The 22196-nt window shown below is 39.0% G+C and carries 22 protein-coding genes and 1 riboswitch; of the genes, 4 read left to right on the top strand and 18 right to left on the bottom strand.

The window, feature by feature from the left end; genetic code table 11:
* Nucleotides 1-15: 15 nt before the first annotated feature.
* The 4 genes from AB3K24_RS02200 to AB3K24_RS02185 form a co-directional block, all read right to left on the bottom strand.
* Entirely contained in the window at nt 16-672 is a 657-nt protein-coding gene (locus AB3K24_RS02200; protein ID WP_367973587.1) for a histidine phosphatase family protein, read from the bottom strand.
* 92 nt (nt 673-764) lie between these two features.
* Nucleotides 765-2012 carry a glutamate-5-semialdehyde dehydrogenase gene (locus AB3K24_RS02195; RefSeq protein ID WP_367973586.1) on the bottom strand — a complete coding sequence of 416 codons (1248 nt, stop codon included), beginning with the start codon at nt 2010-2012 and terminating at the stop codon, nt 765-767.
* Nucleotide 2013: 1 nt separating this feature from the next.
* Entirely contained in the window at nt 2014-2829 is an 816-nt protein-coding gene (gene proB, locus AB3K24_RS02190) for a glutamate 5-kinase (protein WP_367975539.1), read from the bottom strand.
* A gap of 161 nt (nt 2830-2990) precedes the next feature.
* Complete coding sequence (locus tag AB3K24_RS02185; protein WP_367973585.1) at nt 2991-3920, bottom strand: alpha/beta hydrolase; 930 nt, start codon at nt 3918-3920, stop codon at nt 2991-2993.
* 154 nt (nt 3921-4074) lie between these two features.
* On the opposite strand from AB3K24_RS02185, the gene AB3K24_RS02180 reads away from it, so the two are divergent.
* On the top strand, nt 4075-5874 hold the full coding sequence (locus AB3K24_RS02180) for a M3 family oligoendopeptidase (protein ID WP_367973584.1): 1800 nt from the start codon (nt 4075-4077) through the stop codon (nt 5872-5874).
* A gap of 85 nt (nt 5875-5959) precedes the next feature.
* On the opposite strand, the gene AB3K24_RS02175 is transcribed toward AB3K24_RS02180, so the two are convergent.
* The 12 genes from AB3K24_RS02175 to AB3K24_RS02120 form a co-directional block, all read right to left on the bottom strand.
* A complete protein-coding gene (locus AB3K24_RS02175) occupies nt 5960-6796 on the bottom strand; it encodes a DUF368 domain-containing protein (protein WP_367973583.1) in 837 nt (278 codons plus the stop codon).
* A 6-nt stretch (nt 6797-6802) separates the two neighbouring features.
* The gene (locus tag AB3K24_RS02170; protein ID WP_367973582.1) at nt 6803-7537 is read right to left on the bottom strand and encodes a TVP38/TMEM64 family protein; all 735 of its coding nucleotides are present in this window, start codon (nt 7535-7537) and stop codon (nt 6803-6805) included.
* The gene (locus AB3K24_RS02165; RefSeq protein WP_367973581.1) at nt 7530-8417 is read right to left on the bottom strand and encodes a DUF4097 family beta strand repeat-containing protein; all 888 of its coding nucleotides are present in this window, start codon (nt 8415-8417) and stop codon (nt 7530-7532) included. The genes AB3K24_RS02170 and AB3K24_RS02165 overlap by 8 nt, the downstream gene beginning before the upstream one ends.
* On the bottom strand, nt 8407-8997 hold the full coding sequence (locus AB3K24_RS02160) for a DUF1700 domain-containing protein (RefSeq protein ID WP_367973580.1): 591 nt from the start codon (nt 8995-8997) through the stop codon (nt 8407-8409). The genes AB3K24_RS02165 and AB3K24_RS02160 overlap by 11 nt, the downstream gene beginning before the upstream one ends.
* Complete coding sequence (locus AB3K24_RS02155) at nt 8994-9305, bottom strand: PadR family transcriptional regulator (RefSeq protein WP_367973579.1); 312 nt, start codon at nt 9303-9305, stop codon at nt 8994-8996. Before AB3K24_RS02155 ends, AB3K24_RS02160 begins: the two co-directional genes overlap by 4 nt.
* An 81-nt stretch (nt 9306-9386) precedes the next feature.
* Nucleotides 9387-10022: a thiamine phosphate synthase gene (thiE, locus tag AB3K24_RS02150; protein ID WP_367973578.1), complete on the bottom strand. Its 636-nt coding sequence runs from the start codon at nt 10020-10022 to the stop codon at nt 9387-9389.
* Nucleotides 10012-10845, bottom strand: coding sequence for a bifunctional hydroxymethylpyrimidine kinase/phosphomethylpyrimidine kinase (gene thiD / locus AB3K24_RS02145; protein WP_367973577.1), 834 nt, complete (start codon nt 10843-10845; stop codon nt 10012-10014). The genes thiE and thiD overlap by 11 nt, the downstream gene beginning before the upstream one ends.
* Nucleotides 10838-11614, bottom strand: a complete 777-nt coding sequence (thiM, locus tag AB3K24_RS02140; RefSeq protein WP_367973576.1) for a hydroxyethylthiazole kinase — start codon at nt 11612-11614, stop codon at nt 10838-10840. Before thiM ends, thiD begins: the two co-directional genes overlap by 8 nt.
* A gap of 109 nt (nt 11615-11723) precedes the next feature.
* A riboswitch (TPP riboswitch) is annotated at nt 11724-11812 on the bottom strand.
* 53 nt (nt 11813-11865) lie between these two features.
* On the bottom strand, nt 11866-12375 hold the full coding sequence (locus AB3K24_RS02135) for a hypothetical protein (RefSeq protein ID WP_367973575.1): 510 nt from the start codon (nt 12373-12375) through the stop codon (nt 11866-11868).
* Complete coding sequence (locus AB3K24_RS02130; protein ID WP_367973574.1) at nt 12372-12668, bottom strand: hypothetical protein; 297 nt, start codon at nt 12666-12668, stop codon at nt 12372-12374. The genes AB3K24_RS02135 and AB3K24_RS02130 overlap by 4 nt, the downstream gene beginning before the upstream one ends.
* Before the next feature lie 47 nt (nt 12669-12715).
* Nucleotides 12716-13876: a vWA domain-containing protein gene (locus AB3K24_RS02125; protein ID WP_367973573.1), complete on the bottom strand. Its 1161-nt coding sequence runs from the start codon at nt 13874-13876 to the stop codon at nt 12716-12718.
* A complete protein-coding gene (locus AB3K24_RS02120; RefSeq protein WP_367973572.1) occupies nt 13873-15027 on the bottom strand; it encodes an ATP-binding protein in 1155 nt (384 codons plus the stop codon). Before AB3K24_RS02120 ends, AB3K24_RS02125 begins: the two co-directional genes overlap by 4 nt.
* Before the next feature lie 65 nt (nt 15028-15092).
* Here AB3K24_RS02120 and AB3K24_RS02115 point away from each other — a divergent pair, with 65 nt between their 5' ends.
* The gene (locus tag AB3K24_RS02115; protein ID WP_367973571.1) at nt 15093-15713 is read left to right on the top strand and encodes an NAD(P)H-binding protein; all 621 of its coding nucleotides are present in this window, start codon (nt 15093-15095) and stop codon (nt 15711-15713) included.
* Between the two features lie 29 nt (nt 15714-15742).
* Here AB3K24_RS02115 and AB3K24_RS02110 read toward each other — a convergent pair whose 3' ends face one another.
* Nucleotides 15743-17797, bottom strand: coding sequence for a penicillin-binding transpeptidase domain-containing protein (locus AB3K24_RS02110; RefSeq protein WP_367973570.1), 2055 nt, complete (start codon nt 17795-17797; stop codon nt 15743-15745).
* 96 nt (nt 17798-17893) lie between these two features.
* Here AB3K24_RS02110 and AB3K24_RS02105 point away from each other — a divergent pair, with 96 nt between their 5' ends.
* Nucleotides 17894-20506 (top strand): YfhO family protein, encoded by a 2613-nt coding sequence (locus AB3K24_RS02105; protein WP_367973569.1) that lies wholly within the window; start codon nt 17894-17896, stop codon nt 20504-20506.
* A gap of 58 nt (nt 20507-20564) precedes the next feature.
* Nucleotides 20565-21047 carry a transcription elongation factor GreA gene (gene greA, locus AB3K24_RS02100; protein ID WP_367973568.1) on the top strand — a complete coding sequence of 161 codons (483 nt, stop codon included), beginning with the start codon at nt 20565-20567 and terminating at the stop codon, nt 21045-21047.
* A gap of 119 nt (nt 21048-21166) precedes the next feature.
* Here greA and AB3K24_RS02095 read toward each other — a convergent pair whose 3' ends face one another.
* The gene (locus AB3K24_RS02095) at nt 21167-22129 is read right to left on the bottom strand and encodes a GRP family sugar transporter (RefSeq protein WP_367973567.1); all 963 of its coding nucleotides are present in this window, start codon (nt 22127-22129) and stop codon (nt 21167-21169) included.
* Nucleotides 22130-22196 lie beyond the last annotated feature (67 nt).

The following is a 22196-nucleotide window of genomic DNA, read 5'->3' as shown; positions in this document are numbered from 1 at the left end:
TGTATGTTTTTATTTTTAAAATATAGTTGTCACATCATTAAAATTCGTAACGCTAACGTTACCATCTTTATCAATGTTAAATACCGCCACTGCACCATTTTTTGGCCGATCAGCTGTTTTTAAGTGACCATAATGTTGCGCCAAATTCCATATTAATTGCCCATGTGTGACTAATAAAATAGTTGTATGCTCATCATAGTCTTGTTGTAATTTTGCCAATGACTGCGCCATTCTTTGCCAAAAAACTGCTGCATTTTCACCAAGATGTTGCGGATCAACAGCATAAATTGTGTCCATAATTTTAGTCATATCAACCTGACGTGCCACTTCATCCGGCGTTTCTGAGTCGATGCCCAACGCCTTAGCGGCTGTACCCCACATGACTTTATTTTCACCACCTTCAAAGCTACCAAAAAAGAATTCACGCCAAGCTGGCGTATAAATTAATTTAGGCGTAGCATGAGAATTTACTGACAACATAAGTTCTGCCGTATGCATGGCACGTGATGTATCTGATGACAAAGCAACATCAAACTTGACGTTTTTTAAACGTTGACCAGCTGCGAGACCATCCTGTTCCCCTTGACTTGTCAATGGCGTATCTGCCCATCCTTGCACCTTATCCAGCACATTAAAAATTGTTTGTCCGTGACGAACTGCATAAATTTTCATGATTTATTCTCCCATATTCATAGGTTATGGTAACCCAACTATATTAAATTTAAATAAGCTGAACGCATATATGCGTTCAGCTATCCTTTATATTACGCTCTAATTTGCCCATCACCGAACACTTCATACTTAATCGTAGTCAACGCTGGCAAGCCCATTGGCCCACGTGCATGTAATTTTTGTGTTGAAATACCAATTTCAGCACCAAAACCAAATTCGAATCCATCTGTAAACCGGCTAGAAGCGTTTTGATAAACAACTGCCGCATCAACACCATTCATGAATTTAACAACATTTTCAGCTGTCTCACTGATAATCGTCTCAGAATGATGTGTTGTGTGGGCATTTATCCAATCAATTGCCATGTCAATGTCCGAAACAATTTTGATACTCATGATGAGGTCATTATATTCCGTATCCCAATCTAAATCTGAAGCAGGTAAAATACTTGCATCAATTTGACGACTAGCCTCATCGCCACGTAACTCAACATGCGAAGCGACTAATTTTGCGCCAATTTTAGGTAAAAATTCTGCAGCAATACTTTCGTGGATAAGTAATTTTTCGGCTGCATTACATACTGAAGGTTTCTGTGTCTTTGCATTATGAATGATACGCACAGCCTCATCTTGGTCAGCAGATGCATCAACAAAAATATGTGTATTTCCAGCACCCGTTTCAATCACCGGCACTGTGGCATTTGCCACAACAAAATCAATAAACTTTGCTGAACCACGCGGAATTAAAACATCAATAAACGCTCGCATATGCAACAACGTATGAACTGATTCATGCGAGGTATCTGTTATAAGTTGGATAATGTCCGGATTGAGCTGATTGTCTGTTAAGACTTGTCGTAAAATTGTTGCTAGCATCACATTACTATGTTTGGCTTCTTTACCACCACGCAAAATAACCGCGTTACCTGATTTCAACGTGAGTGCCGCCGCATCTACCGTAACATTCGGACGCGCCTCAAAAACCATTGCCACAACACCAAGTGGCACTATTTTTTTAATAATTTTCAAATCCACATGCGTACGCCACTCATCATAAGGTCCAGCGAGTGGATCGGGTAATTCAGCCACAGCTCGCAATGAGGCAGCAATATCTTGAATGGCAACTGCGTCCAACTTCAAACGTTTTTGCATAGGGCCACTCAATGTTTGTGCATGTTCTGACAAATCTTTTTGGTTGGCAACTATAATATCTTCTTGCTTGTTTAATAAGGCCTGTGCCATCTCTAGTAGTAAGGCATTACGTTTTTCAAGTGGCAACATCGCTACTTGATTCGTAACATTTTTGGCACGTCGGCCCATTTCTTGTACGCTTAATACCATATTACACTCCTTTAAATAGTGTGCCAATTGCTTTGCCAGCGACAATATCTAGTATTGTCGCTGGATTTTTGCCGTTAATCAATACCATTTGACGTTGCTTGGCCATCAAATAATCAGCAGCATAAAGTTTCGTTGCCATGCCGCCTGTCCCTAAGTCTGATGAACCACTTGCACTAGCCATCAATTCCGGCGTGACTTGCGTGACGACTGCTATCGGTTCAGCAGTCGCGTCAATGAAAGGATTAGCAGTATACAATGCATCAATATCGCTTAATACGATTAAACTATCGGCATTCGTTTCGTGTGTGACAATAGCTGCCAAGCGGTCATTATCGCCAAATGAATGTTGATGTTCCAATTCATCAACTGCAATAACATCATTTTCATTAATAATTGGAATGACATGTTGCGCCAGCATAGCCTCAATTGCATCAATTGTATGTTTTAGCATTTGTTTATTATTAAACACATCATAAGTCAATAGCACTTGACCAACATGTTGTTGGTAAAAAGCAAAACTTTGATTATAAATTGCCATCAAATAACTTTGACCAATGGCTGCCAACGCTTGTTGGGAGGGAATATCTGTTGGCCTTTTTACCATTTTCATCTGCTGCAAAGCAACGCCAATGGCTCCAGAAGTAACAAGAATGATTTCATATCCGGATTTTTGCAATTGTGACAGTGTTTGTGCCAAGCGATTAATCACTGGATATTTAATGTCACCCGCTGCATCAACAATTGTGCTAGTGCCAACTTTAATCACAATACGTTGCCAATTATTGGCAGAACGATTTTTTTCTGGTACTGTTTGCATCATTTTTTCTTCCAAATTCTGTCATACTACAATCATGGTCTTTAGTTATATTCACTAAACTATATTTTCATGATTTTTTAATTTAATATTCATTATTATATCATGAAAAGCATGGTTAAAATCGATAGACTATGACATTTAAACCATCTATTTTGTTTTTGTTATTTGTCGTATTGCGCCAAGAAAGATTGAATTTTATTGCGGTACTCAGTTGGATGATCATTGAAAGTTTGTACATGTTCTGATCCCTTACCAATCCACAACGCTTTCGGAGCATTTAAGGCATGATATAACGGATAGACCATTTTAGTTGGCACAAAGGTATCCGCTCCCCCTTGTATAAAGAATGTTGGTCGCGTACTTTTAGATACTTGCTTTAATGGACTCGCTTCACCATAAAAATACCCAGCACGAATCTTTGAAATACCAGAAGTGACATTGACAAGTGGAAACCAAGGTAGGTTATACATATTACCAGCTTCATGCTTTATTTCTTCTAATAAACTAGTATATGACGAGTCAGCAATAACTGCCTTAACTTGTGACGGTAAGTCTGCTTCGCCCGAAGCAGACAAAACAGTTGCTGCGCCCATACTCATGCCATACATAATAATATCTGAATTTTGCCCATTCTTATCAATAATTTGGTTTAGCCATTGTATATAATCACGCCGATCAAGCCAGCCGTAACCGATGATTTTTCCTTGTGACTCACCGTGTGCACGATTATCTGGTATTAAAACATTATACCCAAGTTCATGAAAGAGTTCACCATAAATAGCCATCGTTGTTTTATTATTATGCCAACCATGCGCCAAAATGGCCGTCTTATTGGTTTTCTTGTCAGCTGCCACATACCATGCATCTAACTTTAAACCGTCTTTGGACCTTTCATGCCACGTTTGTTTATCACGTGCTAAAAATTGATGCTCATATTGGTAGAGCGGGTTATTTTTTGTGCGCAAGGCGTCTGGTTGATTAGCTTTTGGATCGCGTACCTGAGCCACATGAAAAAAATACATGCCTGCCACAAATACAATCACCGCGATGACTATCACAAGGCCAATTGCCCATTTGACTAAGTTGTGCATATTCGTTTACCCCTTAAAACAATAATTTTACACTACCTCAAGAATTGTAGCAACAAAACTGGCAGCCCTTCATCATTATAATTTTTTCATTTGCTTGCAATTATTAAATCATAAAGAATGGTATACTTAAAATAAAAATAACAAAGGATACTTTATGACTTATTCACAAAAATGGGACTTAGACAGTATTTACCCTGGTGGTATCAATTCACCGCAATTAGCAAAAAAATATCAATTAGTTGCCGAACAGATTAAACATTTTGACCAACAAGTCACGACATTTGGCACGACACCTGAAGAAATTGCTAATCTAGCAGATTTAGCACAAACCATTGGCTCAGGTTTAGGCACTATCAGTATTTTCATCAACGGTTTAGCATCTGTTGATTATGGCAACAGCATCTATGGGCCACAGTTTAATAAACTTGGTAACCTATTTGTTGACTTTTCAGCACCATTGAATAAATTTCAAAAATTACTCCTGTCACTAGATGACTCGTCATTTGCGCAAGCGCTTGAATCTCCTCGTCTTGAACCGATAGCTTTTTATCTGACGGAATTACGAACTGATGCTAAACGACTACTCAATGATGCAACCGAGGCTTTAATTAACAAATTTGATTTGGATGGTCAGCAAGCATGGTCACAACATTATGATACGATTTCCGCCTCCCTATCCATGCATTATACCGATTCTGATGACAATAAAACACGTCGTATCTCTGCTGGACAAGCCTTAAACATGCTTGACGGTGAACCAAATAATGACACGCGCGCCGATATCATGAGCAATTATGAAAAAATGTGGGGAGATGCTGAAAATTTAACAGCAGACACACTCAATCATTTAGCTGGTTTCCGTTTAACAAATCAAACTGCGCATGGCCGTCAATCACATTTAGAACAACCGCTTGAAATGAACCGGATGTCGCAAGCTACTTTAGATACTATGTGGCGTGTTGTTGATGATAACAAGTCGATGTTTAAACCCTACTTTGATCGCAAAAAGCAATTACTCGGCTTGAAAGAAATGGGTTGGCAAGATCAAGTTGCGCCACTAACAGATATTGGTGACTATCAACCACAAGAAGTATCCTATGACGATGCAGCGGCCTTCATCATTGCACAATTTGGTAAATTTTCACCAAAAATGGCCAAATTTGCTAAAATGGCTTTTGAAAATAATTGGATTGAATCAGAAAATCGCCCAGGTAAACAACCTGGTGGTTATATGGAATCTGTTCCTGATCTACATGAGTCACGTATTTTCTTAACCTATACCGGCTCTGTTAACGACGCAGCAACTATTGCTCATGAACTTGGTCATGCTTTTCATTCAGCGCAATTAACCGATTTGCCACTCTGGCGAGATGCCTACGCAATGAACGTTGCAGAAACGGCGTCAACGTTTGCTGAACTCATTGTCAACGACGCTAATGTTTCCGGTGCCAAATCTGACGCCGAAAAATTAGTCCTACTTGATGCCAAAATGACAAATCCGATTGCCATGTTTTTAAATATACACGCACGCTTTTTATTTGAAGATGCATTTTACAGTGAACGCAAAAATGGTATTGTAACACCACAACGATTAAACGAACTCATGGACGCTGCACAAAAAAATGCGTTTGATGGTATTCTTGATGTGCGTCATCCACATTTTTGGTCCTCTAAACTTCATTTTTTCATTGACTCTGTGCCTTTCTATAACTTTCCATACACATTTGGCTATTTATTTTCAGCGGGTATATACGCCCAAGCACAAAAAGACGGCGCAGGCTTTGAGGACAAATATATTGCTTTGCTTCGCGATACAGCAAATATGACCTCTGAAGCACTGGCGCAAAAACATCTCAATGTCGACCTCACGCAACCTGATTTTTGGCAAGCGGGTGCCGATCTCATTCAATCAGATATTAATGAATTTTTAAGTTTATCCGAACAATTTATTTAATTTTCTAAACACATCATAAAAATGAGCTGCACAGTACACAATTTTATATTGTGTACTGCACAGCTCGTTTTTTTAAGCTTATCATTTATTTATATTTTTGTTCTAAGTGACTCATCCAATAGCCCAACCAGACACCAATCACAAACAAAAATGCACTAATTAACATGCTGATAACTGTAAAGCCTGAATAGTCCGCCACTGGTGGCACAACAATTAATAATGTTGATACAACAACAATACCAAGAATGAAATGGTAAACTTTTGCATGGAAATTTTGTAGTAAATAATGCATCACTTTTGAAAAAAGCACGAGTGTGATTAAACCACCAATCGCCATTGGTATGAAAACACTCAGATCAGCACTTTTAAATCCTTTAATCATCGGATCAAATAGGCCAAGATACAACAATAAATTTGACGGACTCAGCCCAGGCACGATAATTCCTAGCGCAATTAAGCCACCCGCCAATAGCCACGAGAAAAAATTCACCGGCATGTCACCAAAAATCGCTGTCATATTGTACAAAAATAAGCCACCCAAAACCGCTGTACCAGCAAAGATATACCAATCAGATCGTTGACGACCTTCTTTTGCACTCTCTCTAAATAGTGATGGCAGCGTGCCAACAATTGCCCCTGCAAACCCCCATAAAACAATCGCTTTATAGGTCGTTAACAGATATTCCAATGGATTACTTAACAAAATAATACCCGCAATACCACCCAAGCCTACTGGCACAAAATACCAGAAATCGTATTTAAAGTTTTGACGAATATGCGCCATAAAATTCAGCATACGTTCATACAAGCCAAGTATAGCCGCCAAAACACCACCGGAGACCCCAGGTAAAATAAATCCCAAAGCAATAAAAACACCCTTAATAAAACGTGTCAACCAATTTTTAATACTGTCGTTTTTCATAATTTCCTACATTCCAAATAATTTAGTAACCCAATCAAAACTGTATAGCACTATAAAGCTATAGCAAGCAATACCTACTGGTTTGCTTAATATCAAAATCCAAAAAAATTGTTTAAATGACATTTTTGTTAAACTTGTTAACAGAACTAATGCATCATCTGGTGCAATCGGTAAGATCATTAAAAAAGTAAACCATTTTATCCAGCCATTACTATTGAGACGAGTCATATATTTATGACGTATTTTTTTTGATACAATCGCTTCAACCAGCGGTAACCCAAATACGCGACCAATGCGAAACAAAATTAAAGAACCTAACACAATGCCGACATAATTATAGACGAATCCTAGCCACGTGCCAAAAAGCATTGGGCCGACAGCAAGTGTCATGCCACCAGGGATAACAGGAATGATCACCTGAATAATTTGTACACCCATGAAGGCCAGAGGACCCCAAACACCAAATTCATGAATTGTTTGACGCAATAATGCTTGGTTGGTCAAAAGACCTGTGTGCCATAAATACAGACCAGCAACTACTGTTACTATCAAACCCATAATCCCAGTAATCTGGATTAATTTTTGAATCATGCGTCTTTTTTTAATGATTAAGCTACTTTTATGCATACTTAATTGTTGTCCGCGCTTGAGGTTAAGTCGCCGATAACGCTTAATTTTTTGATTATAGTAGACGAGATAGGCTTTTAAATGATTTACTCTAACAATTTTGGTATTATTCAATTTCAATATCGCCATTTTGATTCTGAATCACGAACGCTGCATTGCCCCGCTGTTGCCCTGTTAAAGTCGGTGATACCTCAACATCACCGGTATTATTTTGCGTTGAAAATGTGGGTAATTGTGTTGTTTCTATGGCGATATCGCCATTTTGATTGCGTATATGCCCACCAGTTTCAATTTTACTGTGCTCAATATCTGCATCGCCATTCTCTAAATCAGCTTCAAGTGTTTTCACCGAACTGCCAGCTAATGTTAAATCATCATTATTTAACTTGACCCGCAACTTATCAATTGTCACATTGTGTAAATTAGCCTCTGCATTTTGCACCTCAGTCATGACATTTTGTGATATTACACGTACTAAATTCACGTCCCCATTATCTGATTTAACATTAATCGTATCAGCAGTCACGTCTGCCATCGTGACCTCAGAATCACTTTGCGTGACAGCAATCGTATTAAGTTTAACATGTCTTGGCACCGTAATCGTCAGTCGTGGCGAATTGACCTCATCAAATTCGTCCCAATCAAAGTCCAAAATACGATGTCCGGTTGTTGCTTTTTCAATTTTTAACTCATTATTTAAAAAACTAATTTTTGCTTTATTTTTACTGTCAACATGCGTTTCTGTCACCGAAAACGTATCCCCTTGTTGAACATAAACATCAGTATCAGTAGCATTTACCGCAATTTTTTGAATATCTTGTGTATTTTTAGGTAATTGATGAGATAAATCATCAGTTTTAACAGCCTCTCTTTTTTGATAAGAGAAGCCATTATCCCAAATAACTGTTCCTGGCTTTTCAATCACTGCCGCTGAAGTTGCCATCACAACACCAACTGCCAATAAAGACCAGCCAATAATCGTTTTACGCTTCATAACTTGCTCCTTTTTTAATAAATCGCCGACCAATAGCTTTAATTAAGTTAACAAGACCATTAAAGCACATACGCATAAGTGAGAACATCAGTGGCCCAATCAATACCAAAACGCCAATTGCAGCAAGTCCGACACCAATGAAGAAAATGCCACCACTCAACGAGCTGAACACAATTGCAATACCAGCAACAATGCTAACTAGCGCTGTAATGACTATTGCCATAATCATTGAAGCTATCGTCACTGCCATACTAAATACAATGGCTAACGCTGAAATTAATAGTACTACCATCAGAATGGCAACCGGCAATATAACAGGTGATGCCAATAGCCCCAAAATAACAACCCATATCATGCGTAATTGTTGCTTTGGCTTAATCTCTGACGCGTCATCAGCATCCATATAAAAATCAGCCACTAAACGGCGCGCAAATTGTTTGGGTGTCCCAAATTGTTTGCGCGCTGCTGAATTACTCAAATCAGCATCAGTAAAATATTCATCATAATATGCCATCGTTTCGTCACGTTCATCTCGTGGCAGTGCATGCAAATGTGCCTCTAATTCATTTAAGTAACTCATATTTGCTCTCCTAAAATTGCATTAATCCCTGTGGAAAAGGCTTGCCAAGCATCTTTAATACCACTCAGGTGTTCACGACCATTATCAGTTAGTTGATAATATTTTCGCATACGACCTTCAAATGGTTCACTATATGTGGTTAATTCCCCACCCTTTTCTAGGCGACGCAACACAGGATACATCGTCGATTCCGAAACAGTCACATGTTGTTGTACTTTTTTAGTCAGCGCATAACCGTATAAATCTTGCATATCTAAAATTGCCAAAACAGTGCCATCCAGTAGCACTGTCGGTGTTTGTATCATCATATCACAACCTCTTGTATGCTATTTTTCATATAGTATATAGTATACAGAAAATAGTATTGTTTTGCAACAAAAAAACAGCAATTAAAACTGCTGCCAATAATTTAATACATTTTCAATCTGTGAACTGTCACTAATCATACTAATCACAGCGGCCCCAGCAACAGCTGTTGCTAGCACTGCAGCTAAATTATCCTGATTAATGCCACCAATTGCAACCGATGGCCAGTGACTTTGCTCGACTAATCTCTCAAGTTCTATCAAGCCAATTGCTGGTTTCGCATCTGCTTTACTTTTAGTGTCAAACACGGGTCCAATACCAATATTATCAATACCTGGTAATAATGAAATACGTTCATACTCTGCCTGAGTAGACACTGATACACCAACAAACATGCCCTGACTTGCCGCAATATTAGCTGCAATATCGCCATCCCCCTGACCAAAATGCACCCCATCTGCGTGCACAATATGCGCTAAAACAATGTCATCATCAATGACAAAAGGGACGTGGTAAGCTGAAGTTAGTTCTCGTACACGGTGTGCCACACGCAATTTATCAACGCCAGACAAAGACCCAAGACCTTTTTCACGGTATTGAAATAAAGTAATACCATGACGTAACGCTTCCTCTAACACTCTGTAAAACATCTGTTCATCTGTGACGTTTTGCGTGCCTAATATAAAATACCGTGCTAACATGGTGCGATCAAATGTCATTTATAACCTCCGGTTGATTTTCTTTGGTAATGACGGCCAGATGATTTAACGGCCCATGACCATGACCAACTTGTATGCCCGATCGAATGGTCGCATCGACATAAGCTTTGGCTTTGATAATGGCTGTTTTCATATCACAACCTAAGACGCGTTGTGCCGCAATAGCTGCCGACAGTGTATCACCTGTCCCATGTGTTCTTTCAGTGTCTACCCGCTGACTTTTTAACCAAAAATGACTGCCATCAGCAAGTAGTGCAAAGTCATACACTGTCAACTCTTTACCATGGCCCCCTTTAAGTAAAACATTTTTAGCGCCCAGTAATTGTAACTGATATGCTGCTGCCATGATATCTTCATGTGTTTGAATTGTCATGCCCGACAGTACTTCTGCTTCTGGTATGTTTGGTGTCACCATTACCGCAAGTGGCAATAATTGTGTTTTTAATGCTAAAATTGCTTTATCGCTTAACAGCTTAGCCCCACCTTTGGCTACCATAACAGGATCTAAAATATAATTACCAAAATTATATTTTTTTAACGCCTTGGCAACAGTGTTCACTGTTTGAACGTCACCAAGCATGCCAGTCTTCACTGCAGAAAGAGATAAATCCTCAGCGATTGATTGTATCTGTTGTGTGATGACTTCAGATGGTATCATTTGAACAGACTGAACACCAAGCGTATTCTGTGCTGTAACAGAAACAATGACATTGGCACCATAAACACCTTGTGCCATAAACGTTTTCAAATCTGCCGATACGCCAGCACCGCCACTGGAATCCGTTCCAGCAATTGTCAAAACCTGCAATGTGTCATTAACCATGATTGACCTCGCGATTAATAAATGCGTCAAGTTCGTCTTCTTGTAATAAGAATAGTTCATCCAACAACTGATTAACAAAAAAACCTGGTGTTTTAACTTTTTCACTCGCCTTCACGCCAGCTAACTTCATTGTAGCCATTGCTCGCAGTGTATTTTCAATTGAAACACTATCACCATTAAAAGTGCCAATTAACGCTGAGAGGGCATCCCCTGTCCCAACATTTGTTGCCAAAAGTGGCACATCCACGTCAATTATTTTAGTCGTTTGACCATCACTAATAACATCTGTTTTGCCACTTAAAGCAATAATTGCGCCCGTTTTTTTGGCTGCCAATCGCGCAATTTTTTCAACATCTCCGTTGCCTGTCGCATCAATCCCTTGACTAGCAAAGTCAATATCAGCAAACCAAGCAATTTCAGCTGCATTACCACGAATAATATCAACGTGTGCATCCGCCATAAGCGCTGCCACTGGACGGCTTCGTGAGGGTATACCCACCGCAACTGGATCCAAAACAACAACTTTGCCAGCGTGATTTGCTAATTGTGCTAATTTAATGGTTTCGAGTAATTCCGAACGTCGCCAAGTGCCACTGTTGATAACAACAGCATCACTTGCAGTAACCAAGTCTGGAAATTCTTCTAGCTCACGCGCCATAATAGGTGACCCACCAATAACATTGATAACATTAGCCACAAACTGTGGTGTCACGTAGTTTGCATAGTTAAACACAAGTGGTTTCTTATCTTTTATTTCTGATAACTTCATAACTTTTTCTCCTTGTATTGCCTGGTTTCACACAATAAAAAAGCCGTTGACCGAATTCACAAAAGGAAATCAGTCAACGGCTAAAAAAGTAAGCAAAAAACTTAAATTAGTAAGCGCGAATGTATCTCCCTTCGCACGCATTACCGTGATCAGGTTCAATGGGTGTTTCTCAGCCAAATGGCACCCCAGACATATTTATTTAGTTTATGAACTTATTGTAGCTTAGAATCGGTAATTATGCAAGATACCTGTCATCCCCACCAATTTTTATCATCAAAATCACGCATTTGATGTGTCAAAGACAGTTGTTCTGCCGAGTTGACATGAATGTAACTGGTTGTATAAGGATTTTTCATTAATTGTTTCATCTGATTAAACATATCGCTAGTTAAAAAAGCTGCCAACGCGGTGTGACTAGGCCAAAAACTCCATAACATATACTCAGATTTGCCATTACTATTTTGAGCAAGAATGGCATTTTCAGGTACGAGCTGTGTAATTAATTCATCATTACGATCTTTCGTTTGAAAAGCAATTTGATGCATAACATCACCACGAAACTGACCATTAGTCACCAAACTATCAAATGACATCGGCCGTTTAAAATGTGCCACTAAGTCTGGTGACGCAATAATCAGGACATTTGTCCCTGCTAATTGTGACTCTTTCCCCAAATAAAAGAATTTATCTGGTTTTATAGCCTGCAAGGTTAACAATTCTGCTGGTGTTTGTTCAGGTGCTAATATTAAATTAATTTTCATAAGAAAGGCTCCTCTAATAGTTTCACAACATTCGGTGACAATCGTGATTGATTATCGCTCATAAATTTTTTTACGCCAGCAAACGTTGCCAAATCAATCGTTGTGGGCAACAATTTTGCATGACTTAAATGTCGTGCAAAAGTAATGTCTGCTACCGTTATCATATCCACACCCCAACCATCAGGTAGTAATAATGACGTCCAGTGATTATTCAGCAGTGCTTCTGCACGTTTGAAACGCATATCTTGATTAATAAAACTACGTAAATCATTTGGTTGTAATTTATCATTCATAACTTAATTCATCGACGTGACTCATCAACACGCACCTTTCTCGTGAACTACATGATCACAATTTTTCCAAATGGTTGACTAATACTTAACTTCTTATCTTTTGGTAACAGCCAATAGACATGCCTAAACTTCGTATGTAAACTATTGGTTTCACCATCCCCATCTGTTAAAATCACAACAATTGTTTGCTTGGGATTAAATTTTTGTGCAACTAATGTATTAAAAATACTCTGAAACGTTGTACCACCACCCGCATGTCGCACCCAGTCATTCACTTTTTTTATGTCATGCACCTGTGTATCAAAAGAAAAAACATGCACGTCAGCGTCAAATTGTTTGGTTAGTTGTAAAACATTTGCCATCATGATACCAGCCTGTTGATCAGAAATTGATGCTGAATTATCAATAAAAACGGCCAGTTGCGTATTATACGTACTTATTTCTCCAACTAAATCTAATCGATAGGCTTGTCGTCGGTTAAATCTCGCACGTGATTCACGCCGTTTATTTGGCAGTTGACTTAAACCAGTGCGTATAACAGCACGCCAATTTCGTTTAGGCGCAATGACTTCATCAATTTGCCGACGAACTGCATGTGATAATTGGCCGCGACCTGATCGTTTGGCATCATCCGTTGCCTTTTTAATCACCATATTAAGCGCTGATGTCGCTTCAGCAACAGACTCCCCAACACTGGACCAGTCCCCATGACTATCCAGCTTGTCATTGCCACGCATCGGCACTTGATCTACAAATTCCGACAGGCGCGCAATATACGCTGCTGAATCCTCTCCAGCTGGTAACATTTTACCGTACATTTCAAAGATTGTTTGCAAAGTCACGGCACTGGGTAATTGACCTAATTGCTCTGGCAAATATTGGTTGACAGCAAGGTCCGTTCCTAAGTCAATCAGCGTGTTATGTTGCCGCTTTTTGGCATAACGTAGGGGATGTTGCCAAATAACATGCAGTGCCTCATGAGCCAACGCCAACGCAATTTGATTATGATTGGTAAAAAGGTGTGTCAGTAACTCTGGGTTAATCACTAAAATCCAGCTGTGATTGTACCACTTAAGTGCTAACGCATAAGGTGAATTGAGATCATTTTCACGGGTTAAATTCATCACAATGTTGCCATATAATGGCGATGCATCCAACAACGTTTTAACCCCATCAATCATTAAATTGTCTTTTTCGTTGATATTCATCGCGTGGCAATATCCATAATTTGTTGATATAAGACATTCGCATAATGTGTATCAGAAGCGTATAAATCATCTAAAATAGGTGCGTTTGTAATTTGCTTAACAAGTGCATATTGACCATCTGGTGCCACCATATTTAATAACTGACTAAAACGACTCGCATGATTATTTAAAGTTAAATCAGCTGTTAAAAGTAAAGTTTTCATGACTGTTAATTTTTGAATTTCAGGCATGTCTTGAAATGTGTCACGAATTTCACTTGGTAATTTTGGTCCATCAGGCTGTGATTCAAACACGTCCACTGCCGTCAAACTCACCGTTTTTTGATGCACATAACTTACAAATTGTGTGGCGACCATTTGTCCTAAATCACCAGCCACCAGATCAAATAATAAATCATTTTGATCACTAACCGGTAACGTTTGTAATTCATATAAATTATCTGATACACGCTGCCAAGCACGCGGGGTGGGATTCAGGTCTATGCCACGTGTGTCTGGATAAAGTAATTCCGCATTTTCTGCAATAAATTGACGTACCACGGTATGAATATTTTGACGTTTACCACCATTTTGGCCGGCCCAGTTTAACCAACCACTGACAGATACAGACATCACTAGGCGTGTGGTACGGTCTTTGATTGCTGCATCTGATGTTTGCACAGCATAGTCTGAGTCTTCAAACCCAGACATCGAATCATCTGGATTTTCTGCTAAAATAAGATTCACATTATCTGGCAAAATAAGATCATTAATTTGCCGTTGTAACACTAAGTTCATAAGTTCACCTTGAACTGCCTGTGAGCCACGGTTAAATTCATCTAGAAACCAAATAATGGGCTGTTCTGGTGATAGCTCTGCCTGTTGAATAATTTGAATCAACGTATGTGTATAGCCAAACTTCACATCAGCTAATTGGCCATAATTTTTAGTCATCAAAAAAGCTGCATCTGTTAATGGCGGGATTGGAATAGCTAAGTCACCTTTTTCTGACAAGGATACAACGGTTGTAAACAACTTTGCCCCTAATTTTTTAGCGACATCCAACACCAAAGCTGACTTACCTATCCCGGCCTCACCGACAATAGTAGGCACATTCCCCCCTTGTAAGACCAATGGTACAGCAATTAATAATTGTTGATATGATAGTGACATTGATAACCTCTTTTTTTCTTATATCAATTTTACCGCTTCTTGGCGTTTCATGCTAAAATAAAAGTATGACAAAACTACTAATTCTCGGTGCTAACGGTCAGATTGCAAAACTTGTGGTCCCTATGTTAGCTAATACCGATACAGAAATTAAATTAACTTCACTTCATGCACGCCTAGAAAAAGGTATTAAAGGACTTGATGCCGTTAATGAAGATGCCATGATTGCAGCACTTAAAGATATCGATATTGTTTACGCAAATATTGGTGCAGAAGGCCGTCAAAAAGCAGCGGCCAACAGTGTCGTCAACGCCATGCACCATGTGGGCGTGAAACGTCTAATTTGGGTTGCTACCATTGGCGTTCACAATGAACTTCCTGCTGATAAACGCAGTTTATGGGCTAATATTATTGGCACCACTGACAATGAAAATACTTATATGGGCGATCAAGCTGCAGCTGTTGCACGTATTGAACAATCAGCACTTGATTACACTGTTGTGCGCCCTAATGAACTGATTGATGATAACATCATGCAATCACTTCAGGTGCAAACAATACGCGATGAAGAAATAATCGGCGGCCCAATCACACGAACAAGTGTCGCAGCGTTCATTACGCAAATTATTTTACAGCCAGAATCTTATATCGGTGACTCTGTTGCAATCTCAGAGAACGCAACGCACTAAAAAAAGTTCAAACAATCGTTTGAACTTTTTTATTTTGCATCCGGCTTTGCTTCAACATATTGCCAATAGGCATCAATAATCTTAGCTGATATTTTACCGTTTGTGCCATCCAAATAATTGTTCATACCTGGTATTGCCATAGCTATTGCAAACGGCTGACCTGGTGTATAAGCAACCATTGATTCAGTATACGTTTGATTCCCATTTGTTACAGTTTCCGCGGTTCCTGTCTTAGCATGCACTTTTGGTACCAACTTATGCATATCTGCCCCACCTGTGTTCCAAGCATCAGATCCGTTAGCGACACGATTCATACCATTTTCAATCGTATCCCACTCTCCAGCATCTAATTTAACTTGGCCTTGGACCTTCGGTGTTGCTGTCCAAACAGTGCTTTGCTTGTCACTGTTAGGTTGCCCTTGTGTAACCGAGCCAACAATATGTGGTGCCACTAGATAACCACCATTGGCAATCACTGACACATAGCGTGCCAATTGAAGCGTCGTATATGAATCATATTGTCCAAAGGTTTCATATAAATACTTACCTTGTGCTTCACCAGTAGTCGGCCCACGATAGCCAGCCGTTTCGCCATCAATATCAATACCTGTTTTTGTGCCTAAGCCAAATTGACCTAACCCATTACGCAAAGTTTGGAAAGCATCTGAACGCAATCCTAATGGTGCGCCAGGACTGTAAGTTTGTCCACCAATTTTCATACCTAATTGTACAAAGTACGTGTTTGACGAACGTTCTAGGGCCAGCCCTGCGTCAATTGGAATAGGCGTCCCCGCTTGGTTCCAATAAGATGTAATTGGTGGCGTCCCTTGAATTTTGATCGCTTGGTCATTTAATACCGTGTTATTTTGTGAAATCACGCCACGTTGGAAACCTGTTGCCAAAACTGCCGGCTTAATAACGGATCCCATAACAATAGCATGATTAATATTGCCTAATGGATTGGCCGTTTCTTGACCAGTTGCATGATTGCGATCAACACCAGCCATCGCGTAGATACCACCAGTGTAAGGATTAATGACCGTGGCATAAGCGCCTTCAACATCGCCACCTGGCAAATTATCTTCTAATATTTTTTGAACAGCACTTTGGAAGCGCGCGTTAATCGTTAGCTTAACATTATCGCCAGCTTGGCCGTTATATTTAATTTGAGAAGATTTGATTTGACCACTACTGCCCGTTGTGACAAGCGTTTGTGAAGCTGAACCTTTCAGAATAGACTCATAGCCCTTTTCTAAACTCGAATTACCAACCGGTTCGTTTTGCGAATAACCTTGCGCAAGCAAGGTGTGCAAACGATCTTCTGGCAATCCTGTCGCTTCATTAGTCACTGTACCCACAAGTGATTTGAATTCATTTCCCTCTGGGTATTGTCGTGACCAACTCGTGCCCAATTTAATACCTGGAAACTCGCTTAACCGCTCACCAATTTCAGCTAACTCTGTATTTGTCACATCTGATTCTTTGATGAAAGTCGTTGACAATGTATAAGCGCCACTCATACGTTGAAATATCATTGCTGCATTTTTGTTGACATTATCTGCTAAATCAGCACGTTGTACATAGCTGACTTTATATGTATTGATCTGTTCAGGTGTCAATGCTATTTTATCATTTTTATGTTTTTTCGTTATAATTTTAGCTATTTTTTCATTATTTGATTGGTTTGCTAAATAAAAGTCAACTTTTGCGCGCTCACTAAGCCGTCCGGTATCAATTGTCATCAGCTTGCTTAATTTAACAGCTGTTTGACGCATAGCTGGTGCAGTAACTGATGTGCCACGTGTAAATGTTACTGCAGCTTGTGCCTTATTGCCGACAATGACACGACCAGTTGCATCATAAAACATACCACGAGGTATATTACCTTTTTCAATAGTTTCATCATTACGATTAACCTCGCTTTGATAATATGCACCTTGTTTGATCGTCAAAAAAGCCAATTGAACAATAAGTGCAATCATCAATGTCAATGCGATACCAAGTAATATATTTAAACGCGCCGGCAAGTTTGCACTGGCATTATTTTTTTTGTCACGATCTTCTAAGTAAGGATTGCGTTGCATGTTTGACCCCCGTTTTCATCAATAAACTACTTATATAGATTACCACAAATCTCATTTTATCGCTAAAAATACCCGATAATTTGTTATATTAGTAGCATGAGTAAAAAAAATATTTTTATTTCACCGTTAGCGTTGAGTTTTTGGTTACCATTATTAGTCATGCTTGGCTATTTCATATACCGTGGTATGGCACCGTTTGGCACTAATTCTATCCTAACAGTCGATTTAGGACAGCAATATATTGATCAATTTGCTGCCTTCAAACACACTTTATTAAGCCATCCTAGCAGTTTTTTCTATTCGTTTAGTAATGCGTTAGGTGGCGATATGATGAGCGAATGGGCATACTATTTAATGAGCCCATTTAATCTCATTTATTTGGTTGTGCCAATTTTGCATTTACCAGCCGCCATTTTAATTGTCACTGTTTTAAAATTTGGCGCCGCTGGTTTATCAATGGCTTATCTTTTGCAGCGTTTACAACTTCAAAAAGGTCACTACATTACCTTATTTGCAATAAATTATGCACTTTCTGGCTGGTTTATTGCAAATGATCTTAATTTACTGTGGCTTGATGCAGCCATTTTATTGCCACTGCTTATTTTGCAAATTGAACAACTATTCAAGCATCCCTCTTATTGGCGCTATGCTACTATCCTTGGTTTGACAATCATAAGTAACTACTACATTGCCTACATGATTGTTATTTTTATAACAGTTTATTTTATATGGCGCATGACTTGGCCAAATCAAATACAACCACGTTGGCAGATTTTAAAACGCTTTGTGTTCGGCAGCCTAACGGGCGGGGCCTTGAGTGCTTGGTTAGTATTACCAACCTACTACCAACTCAAACTAGGTAAGGCACAATATAATTCTGATTGGTCCTTGAAATTCGATAACAATCCACTTAAACTCCTATTAAAATTAATTCCTGGTAGTTTTGATTTTAACCAAATGCAAACTGGCCAAGCAAATTTCTATGTTTCCGCATTTATATTAATCGTATTACTAACCTTTTTTACCACCAAATCCCTTCACTGGGTAGTTAAACTCGGTGGGATTACTATTCTTATTTTGTTATTTTTGGCTACCACGTGGGCCCCTTTAACCTTATTATTTCATGGTTTTCAGTATCCCGTTTGGTATCCTTATCGCTTTAGTTTTATCATTAGCTTTTTCATGATTTACTTGGCAGCACTTTCTTGGCACCCTACTTGGCGCCCAAAGTTAAGCACAATCCTACTCTTTTTAACTGCTTTAGTTAGTTTTACAGTATATGCACTGACAATGGACCAAAAAATTGCCTATATTGATCAACAAAGTGTGGCCATTTTTGTCAGCCTATTTTTGCTCACATTGACACAGTTTATGTTTAAACAAAATCAGCGCTTGTGGTTACCACTTCTTCTATTTATAACAACCCTTTCATTAACTGCAAACGTCGTGCTATCTCTCAACCGTTTTTCTTATCTTACAAATACAGAATACCAAAACAGCATCAGCTCTCTCAAAACGGCTGATAAGACCCTTAAAAAAGATAAATCATGGTATCGTGTTGCCCAGACATTCCAGCGCACGCGCGGTGATTCTATGATGCTAGACTATTACGGGGGGTCACATTTTAGTTCAGCGTTGCCAAAAACAACCCCAAACTTCTTTGGTAACTTTGGACAACCTGATGGTGATAATTATGTTGTTTATAGCAACGGTAGCCTCTTGTCAGATGCCTTACTCGGGATGAAATATGTCGTGACTCCAAGTAGCCAAGACTCAGGACGCGCTGGTGACCCTAGCACGCATTTAATCGGCTACCGACCAGATATTGCGCATTATATTTTGAAATCACATGCTGGTACAAGCAACGTGCTTAAAAACCCCTATGCACTTCCTATTGCCTTTGCTGCCAACTCGAGGGCTTTAAAAACAACGATGTTACGCAATAATCCTTTAGAAAATCAAGGTAATCTTTGGCGCGACTTATCAGGTGACACAACGACGCCTATCAGCACTGAAAACTTTCAACAATCAATTGGACATAACGTCAATGCGCCCACCGCTATTACAGGCGCAGTACTCACAAAATTAAATCAGGACAAACCTGCGCAATTAGAATTGCGGTTCACCCCAACAACAAATGACAGTTACTACCTCACACTCGGTTCAGGTTTACCTATCAAAGACTTTGACCTACTGATCAATGGCAAAATCATTACCCAGTTTAGTTCTTATCGCCACACTGTTCTCGTCAATCTAGTGACACAAGCTAAAAACAAGCCACAAACAGTCACTGTTCGTTTTAAAAACACACAATCACTTGTTTTAAACAATTTCACACTTTATCGTGTCAATAATAGTCAGTTTAAGAAAAACGAACAAAATCTCAAGCAACATCAAATTAAAATGACAAAGCGTAATGAACGTTTAATTACAGGCAAAATTACCACCACAAAACAGCAACAATTAATCATGACAACAATTCCTGATGCACCAGGTTGGCGTGTCACTTTGGACGGCAAGGCTGTCTCACCACGTAAAGTCGCAAATTATTTTATTGCTGTTAATACAACACCTGGTAAGCATATCATTCAATTTAAATACACGCCGCCACTGTTTTGGCCAGGATTAAGCATGACACTACTCGCTATTCTGAGTTTAGTACTGACTCTAATAATTAAAAAAACACTTGCAAGAAAACGTTCCGCATGATATGCTCTTTTTGCTTATTATTTGCAATAAAATTGCAAACTAGAAAGGAATCTGTTTTATGTCAGAAGAAAAAGTATTTCCAATGACAGCTGAAGGACGCGACAAACTGCAAGCTGAATTGGAAGATCTCATTACAAGACAACGCCCAGAAATTACTAAAAGAATTCAAATTGCACGATCATATGGTGATTTATCAGAAAACTCAGAATATCAATCAGCTAAAGATGAACAAGCCTTCGTTGAAGGCCGCATTCAAACTTTAAAAAAGATGATTGAAAATGCTGAGATTATTGATCCAAATGCAACTGCAGCTGATGAAGTTTCACTTGGTAAAACTGTAACGTTTAAAGAATTACCAGACGAAGAAGCTGAAACATACGCTATCGTTGGTTCAACTGAATCTGATCCCTTAGCAGGTAAAATTTCAAATGAATCAGCAATGGCTGTCGCTTTACTTGGTAAAAAGGTTGGTAACAAAGTTAACGTCCCATTACCTAGCGGTGATAACATTCGTGTTGAAATTTTAAAGGTTGAAAAATAATAATTAAAAAGACTTACAAGTCTGTGGAAAGCCCATATGATTAGCTAAAATAACATGCTAATCATATGGGCTTTAACGCTACCTGTGAGTCTTTTTTAGGTTGTTACATACCAGTTATTTTATAAAAAATTATTGATATTACCAATAATAATAGCGCCAATAACAACCAAAATTGTCCCAGTAATAATCAACTTCATTTGATAATTTGACTTCTTTTCACCTAACAAATAAATACCGCCAAATGTCGCCACAATGATCCCGAGTTGTGAAAATGTCGTTGCGATGGTTTGACCCACTGCCGGATTGGCAGCTGAAATAAACATAAAAATATTACCAATTGCCCAAACGAGACCCGTCAAAATGTTTTTCCAAGTTGGCTTACCAAACATTTTATCTGCTTCTTTTAATACGAAAATAACAATTAGAAATGCCCCGATAACTTGTCCAATGGCTTGTGGCCCAACAATAGCCGTCATATAATCGATACCATTATTTTTGCTTTTAATATTATCTGAAATATAATTAATTTTATTCAAAAAATTAGGTAAGACAAAATAAATCATAAATCCTGCAGTTGAAATCGCTAAATATATCAATCCTTTGGTCATACTTTTAGCTTGGTTCTGGCCAGTAATGCCAGAATTTAATGCCTTATCACGAGCAGAAATTAAGGTTGCTCCAATCACAACGGCGATAATTGAAATAATACCAATAAGCCACATCTTGCCAGTCTTCCAATCCCCCAAAACAACAGCAGCCATCAACGCATTTGTCACTATTTGGCCTGCAGTTGATAGTGGAATAGCAAGTGACACACCTAAGTCTTTAATTGCTAGGAACTGCCCCGCTGTCCCTATTGCCCAAACGAGACCGGATACAATACCAACTGTCCAAATCTCTGGACCAACATACGCATGATTTGGCATAACGTATAAAAACATTGTGCCCAAACCAAATATCAACGCCCCAAATGTCATACCTAACGTTTGTTGTCCAGCTGTGCCACCCATTTTTGTATTAACGAGACCGACAGACCCCCATGCTAATGCTGGAACTAATGCTAGAAAAATTGCTACGTTCATGATTTTACGACTCCTTATCCTGATCATGTCATTTTTACATGATTTATTAACAAAGACTATTGTACCT

The organism is Leuconostoc aquikimchii, from assembly GCF_040838325.1.
Lineage (GTDB): Bacteria > Bacillota > Bacilli > Lactobacillales > Lactobacillaceae > Leuconostoc > Leuconostoc aquikimchii.
Note: the sequence above shows the minus strand (reverse complement) of the source record. Positions and strands in the feature narration are given on the sequence as shown.

Coding starts and splice junctions, on each gene's coding strand:
- AB3K24_RS02200 (WP_367973587.1), bottom strand. CDS start 672: ATGAAAATTTATGCAGTTCGTCACGGACAAACAATTTTTAATGTGCTG.
- AB3K24_RS02195 (WP_367973586.1), bottom strand. CDS start 2,012: ATGGTATTAAGCGTACAAGAAATGGGCCGACGTGCCAAAAATGTTACG.
- proB (WP_367975539.1), bottom strand. CDS start 2,829: ATGCAAACAGTACCAGAAAAAAATCGTTCTGCCAATAATTGGCAACGT.
- AB3K24_RS02185 (WP_367973585.1), bottom strand. CDS start 3,920: ATGCACAACTTAGTCAAATGGGCAATTGGCCTTGTGATAGTCATCGCG.
- AB3K24_RS02180 (WP_367973584.1), top strand. CDS start 4,075: ATGACTTATTCACAAAAATGGGACTTAGACAGTATTTACCCTGGTGGT.
- AB3K24_RS02175 (WP_367973583.1), bottom strand. CDS start 6,796: ATGAAAAACGACAGTATTAAAAATTGGTTGACACGTTTTATTAAGGGT.
- AB3K24_RS02165 (WP_367973581.1), bottom strand. CDS start 8,417: ATGAAGCGTAAAACGATTATTGGCTGGTCTTTATTGGCAGTTGGTGTT.
- AB3K24_RS02160 (WP_367973580.1), bottom strand. CDS start 8,997: ATGAGTTACTTAAATGAATTAGAGGCACATTTGCATGCACTGCCACGA.
- AB3K24_RS02155 (WP_367973579.1), bottom strand. CDS start 9,305: ATGATGATACAAACACCGACAGTGCTACTGGATGGCACTGTTTTGGCA.
- thiE (WP_367973578.1), bottom strand. CDS start 10,022: ATGACATTTGATCGCACCATGTTAGCACGGTATTTTATATTAGGCACG.
- thiD (WP_367973577.1), bottom strand. CDS start 10,845: ATGGTTAATGACACATTGCAGGTTTTGACAATTGCTGGAACGGATTCC.
- thiM (WP_367973576.1), bottom strand. CDS start 11,614: ATGAAGTTATCAGAAATAAAAGATAAGAAACCACTTGTGTTTAACTAT.
- AB3K24_RS02135 (WP_367973575.1), bottom strand. CDS start 12,375: ATGAAAATTAATTTAATATTAGCACCTGAACAAACACCAGCAGAATTG.
- AB3K24_RS02130 (WP_367973574.1), bottom strand. CDS start 12,668: ATGAATGATAAATTACAACCAAATGATTTACGTAGTTTTATTAATCAA.
- AB3K24_RS02125 (WP_367973573.1), bottom strand. CDS start 13,876: ATGAATATCAACGAAAAAGACAATTTAATGATTGATGGGGTTAAAACG.
- AB3K24_RS02120 (WP_367973572.1), bottom strand. CDS start 15,027: ATGTCACTATCATATCAACAATTATTAATTGCTGTACCATTGGTCTTA.
- AB3K24_RS02115 (WP_367973571.1), top strand. CDS start 15,093: ATGACAAAACTACTAATTCTCGGTGCTAACGGTCAGATTGCAAAACTT.
- AB3K24_RS02110 (WP_367973570.1), bottom strand. CDS start 17,797: ATGCAACGCAATCCTTACTTAGAAGATCGTGACAAAAAAAATAATGCC.
- AB3K24_RS02105 (WP_367973569.1), top strand. CDS start 17,894: ATGAGTAAAAAAAATATTTTTATTTCACCGTTAGCGTTGAGTTTTTGG.
- greA (WP_367973568.1), top strand. CDS start 20,565: ATGTCAGAAGAAAAAGTATTTCCAATGACAGCTGAAGGACGCGACAAA.
- AB3K24_RS02095 (WP_367973567.1), bottom strand. CDS start 22,129: ATGAACGTAGCAATTTTTCTAGCATTAGTTCCAGCATTAGCATGGGGG.